Consider the following 3,619-nt stretch of genomic DNA (forward strand, 5'->3'; position numbering starts at 1 on the left):
GTTCGCCGGGTACGCGGGCTGGTCGCCGGGGCAGCTGCGCTCCGAGGTCGAGGAGGGCTCGTGGTACCTGGTGCCCGCGGAGGCCGGGGACGTGTGGCGGCCGCGGGACAGGGTCGGCGTGACCGTGGAGCCCGCCGGCGGGTCCGCGCGGCCGACGACGGCGCCGCTCGTCCTGGTCGACCTCGCCTGACACTTGTCGTCGAACTGACGATATGTGATCATGGCGGGCATGTCGGTGAACGTCCCGCTCGGTCCGCTGCTCGACCCCGCCTTCCATCTCGGGTCGGTCCCCACCACGTGGGCGGAGCTGCTCGGCTTCGCGACCGGCGCCGTCAACGTGTGGCTCGTCGTCCGGCAGAACATCCTCAACTGGCCGATCGGCATCGCGAACGTGATCCTGCTCGGCCTGGTGTTCCTCGACGGCGGCCTCTACGCCGACGCCGGCCTCCAGGTCGTCTACGTCGCGCTCCAGCTCTACGGCTGGTGGGTGTGGCTGTACGGCGGGGACGGCCGCGACCGGCTCCCGGTGCGGCGCACGCGGGACGCGGAGTGGGCGGCCCTGATCGCCGCGGGCGCCGCCGGCACCGCGTTCCTGACCTGGGCGCTGTCGGCATGGACGGACTCCACCGTGCCGTTCTGGGACGCCCTCACCACCGCGCTCTCCCTCATGGCGACCTACGGGCAGTCGCGCAAGCTGCTGGAGTCGTGGTGGCTGTGGATCGCCGCCGACCTCGTCTACATCCCGCTGTACTTCGCCAAGGACCTCAAGCTCACCAGCGCCCTCTACCTCGTGTTCCTGGCGCTGTGCGTGTCCGGGCTGCTGGCCTGGCGCCGCGACCTGCGTACGCTGCCCCTCGCTCCGGCGGCGGCCGCGTGAAGGGCCGCATGACGCACGAGCACGGCCTGGTCATCGGCAAGTTCTATCCGCCGCACGCCGGGCACCACCATCTCATCGACACGGCCGCCGCGTCCTGCGCCCGGGTGAGCGTCGTCGTGGCGGCGTCCACCGCGGAGAGCATCCCGCTCGCGCTGCGCACGGCGTGGCTGCGCGAGGCGCACCGGCAGCCGCACGTGGAGATCGTCCCGGTGGTGGACGACGCGGAGATCGACTACGAGTCCGACGAGGCCTGGTCGGCGCACGTCGCGGCGTTCCGGGCGGGCCTGGCGATGCGGTCGGGGCTCGGCGCGTCCGTCCCGCCGGTGGACGCGGTGTTCAGCTCGGAGGCGTACGGGCCGGAGCTGGCCGAGCGCTTCTCGGCCGCGCACGTCCCGGTCGACCCGCCGCGCGAGCGCTTCCCGGTGAGCGGCACCGCCGTGCGGGAGGACCCCGTGGCCAACTGGGAGTACCTGTCGCCGCCGGTCCGGGCGTACCTGGCGCGGCGGGTGGTGGTCGTGGGCGCCGAGTCGACCGGCACGACCACGCTGGCCCGCGCGCTCGCGGCCCACTACGCGCGGCGGGGCGGGGTGTGGGAGGCGACCCGGTGGGTGCCGGAGTACGGCCGGACGTTCACCGAGGAGAAGCTGGCCGCCGTCCGGCGGCGGGAGGGCGACCCGTCCCTGCGGCTGGAGGACCTGGTGTGGGAGTCGGCCGAGTTCACCCGGATCGCCGAGCACCACGCGGCCCTGGAGGACGCGGCGGCCCGGTCGGGCTCGCCGCTGCTGGTCTGCGACACCGACGCGTTCGCCACGGTGATCTGGCACGAGCGCTACGTCGGCGCGTCGGCTCCCGAGGTCGAGGCGGTCCACGGCCGGACGCCGCACCACCTGTGGATCGTGACCGATCACACGGGCGTCCCCTTCGAGCAGGACGGCTGGCGCGACGGCGAGCGGATCAGGTCGTGGATGTCGGGACGCTTCCAGGACGAACTGAGGAAGCAGGGCCTCCCCCACCTCACCGTGACGGGCTCCCACGAGCAGCGCCTGGCCGCCGCCGTCGAGGCGACCGACGCCCTGCTCGCCGAGGGCTGGCACTTCAACCCCCCGCTGACCCCCATAGCCCCCGCCCACCAAGCCAACCGGCGTCGGGTCAGCCGGCCCAGCTGATATCGGTGATGTGGAACTCCTTGATATCGCGGACGACCAGATACTCGATGGACGCGTCGATGTCGTCCAGCGAGACCGCATAAGCGACTCCGGCCTCGTCGAGCGGCCTCCCTGGCGGCGGTAACCCCAGGTCGACCGCGACACCACCCTGCCAGGCCAGCTCGCAGAGGTACTCGACAAGGCGGTCTTCGATCTGTTTCGGGAGGGAGGAGTGGAGGATCAGGCCCGCCGTCTCAGAGCAGAAGACCGTCCAGCCGCTCTTGCGAGCGGTCACTCGTTTCCGCTGCGAAAGCGGCGTCCGGCCCTGATCTCCTCCAGGGAGATCTTTCTTCCCGCCCTCATCTCCTCGGTCGCCCTCGCGCGGCGCTCCTCGCGGTCGGGCACCTGGCTGAACATCGCTTCCGCATGCCATCCCGACAGCAGGTTCGTCAGTTCAGGGCCGAACCTGGCGTCCATGACCTCGCCGAGGAACTGATCCCGCTTCTCCCGGGGCAGGCAGTCGGCGATGCCCTTGATCGTCCTCGGGACCCGGTGGACCTGCCCGGGGAGGAGTGGCTCTACGGGCTGTGCGCTCATGTCGCTCCCGTCCGTTCGTCGTCCCCTCTCACCCGTACACCGGAGACCTTACCGGGCCCCACCGACAGCACAGAGGGTCATTTCGCGACACGCAGCGTACTGATCTCCTCCGACCTCGGGGGACGCAAAAGCGGTTTGTAGGCACAGGTGTGTTCCGGGCGCTTCCGATATTCGAGCCGGTCGGCCCTTCACGCGGATGCGGGCGGGCGGGCCCGGGGCTCCTCACCGGCGTCGGCCGGGGGCGCGAGGCGGAACAGGTCCTCGTCGATCCTGTCGAGGGCGAGGCGGACGGCGCCGAGGGCCACCGACTCGTCCCCGAGTTCGGACCCCTCGATCCGGACCGGGCTCAGGGACAGCGGGGCGACCCGCCCGCGCAGCGCGGCGACCAGCGGCGCGCCGGCCCCGGCCAGGGGGCCGCCGACCACGATCATCTCCGGGTCGAGGGCGAGGGCCATCGCCGCGACGCCGCGCGCCATCCGGGCGGCGAGCCGCTCCACCCGGTCCCGCGCCTCGGCGGACCCGCGCCCGGCCGCGTCCAGGACGCGCTCCGCCTCCTCGAACAGGGGGCCGGGTCCGGCGTCCGGCACCAGGGAGGCGGTCGTGTCCCGCAGGCCCAGCTCGTCCAGCATGCCGATCTCGCCCGCCGCCCCCCAGCGGCCCCGGTGCAGGCGGCCGCCGATGATCGCGCCCATGCCGGTGTGCAGGGCGGCGTAGACGCAGACGACGTCGTCGGCGTCGCGGGCGGCGCCGCGCCACCGCTCGGCCATGGCAGCGAGGTTGGCGTCGTTCTCGCCGAGGACGGGGCAGGAGAACGAGCGGCCCAGCTCGCGCGCCAGGTGGACGCCCTCCCACCCGGGCACGACCGTGCAGGACGTGATCGTCCCGTCCGGGGCGACGACGCCGGGGGTGCCGACCGCGACGGCCCGCAGCGACCGCCGGTCGACGCCCGCCCCGGCCAGGCACGCCTTGACCGCGGCGCGCACCGCCGCGATCCGCTCCC

Annotated in this window: 6 protein-coding genes; 3 read left to right on the forward strand and 3 right to left on the reverse strand. The window is 73.3% G+C overall.

Features of this window, described 5'->3' with window-relative positions:
• From AB0K37_RS41020 to AB0K37_RS41030, 3 genes are all read left to right on the forward strand, one after another.
• A partial coding sequence (locus AB0K37_RS41020; protein WP_363991326.1) for a YqgE/AlgH family protein occupies positions 1 to 190 on the forward strand: 190 nt, incomplete at its 5' end.
• 39 nt (positions 191 to 229) lie between these two features.
• Entirely contained in the window at positions 230 to 877 is a 648-nt protein-coding gene (gene pnuC / locus AB0K37_RS41025) for a nicotinamide riboside transporter PnuC (protein ID WP_363991329.1), read from the forward strand.
• 8 nt (positions 878 to 885) lie between these two features.
• Positions 886 to 2,043, forward strand: coding sequence for an AAA family ATPase (locus tag AB0K37_RS41030; protein ID WP_363991331.1), 1,158 nt, complete (start codon positions 886 to 888; stop codon positions 2,041 to 2,043).
• Here AB0K37_RS41030 and AB0K37_RS41035 read toward each other — a convergent pair.
• The 3 genes from AB0K37_RS41035 to AB0K37_RS41045 all read right to left on the reverse strand — a co-directional run.
• Positions 2,027 to 2,317, reverse strand: coding sequence for a hypothetical protein (locus AB0K37_RS41035; protein WP_363991334.1), 291 nt, complete (start codon positions 2,315 to 2,317; stop codon positions 2,027 to 2,029). The two genes, AB0K37_RS41030 and AB0K37_RS41035, sit on opposite strands and share 17 nt — an antisense overlap.
• Positions 2,314 to 2,619, reverse strand: coding sequence for a hypothetical protein (locus AB0K37_RS41040; RefSeq protein ID WP_363991336.1), 306 nt, complete (start codon positions 2,617 to 2,619; stop codon positions 2,314 to 2,316). The genes AB0K37_RS41035 and AB0K37_RS41040 overlap by 4 nt, the downstream gene beginning before the upstream one ends.
• A 188-nt stretch (positions 2,620 to 2,807) precedes the next feature.
• Positions 2,808 to 3,619 (reverse strand): ROK family protein (locus AB0K37_RS41045; RefSeq protein ID WP_363991339.1); only part of this gene is annotated, 812 nt, incomplete at its 5' end.

This window comes from Actinomadura sp. NPDC049753, assembly GCF_040674655.1.
Taxonomy (GTDB): Bacteria; Actinomycetota; Actinomycetes; order Streptosporangiales; family Streptosporangiaceae; genus Spirillospora; species Spirillospora verrucosospora.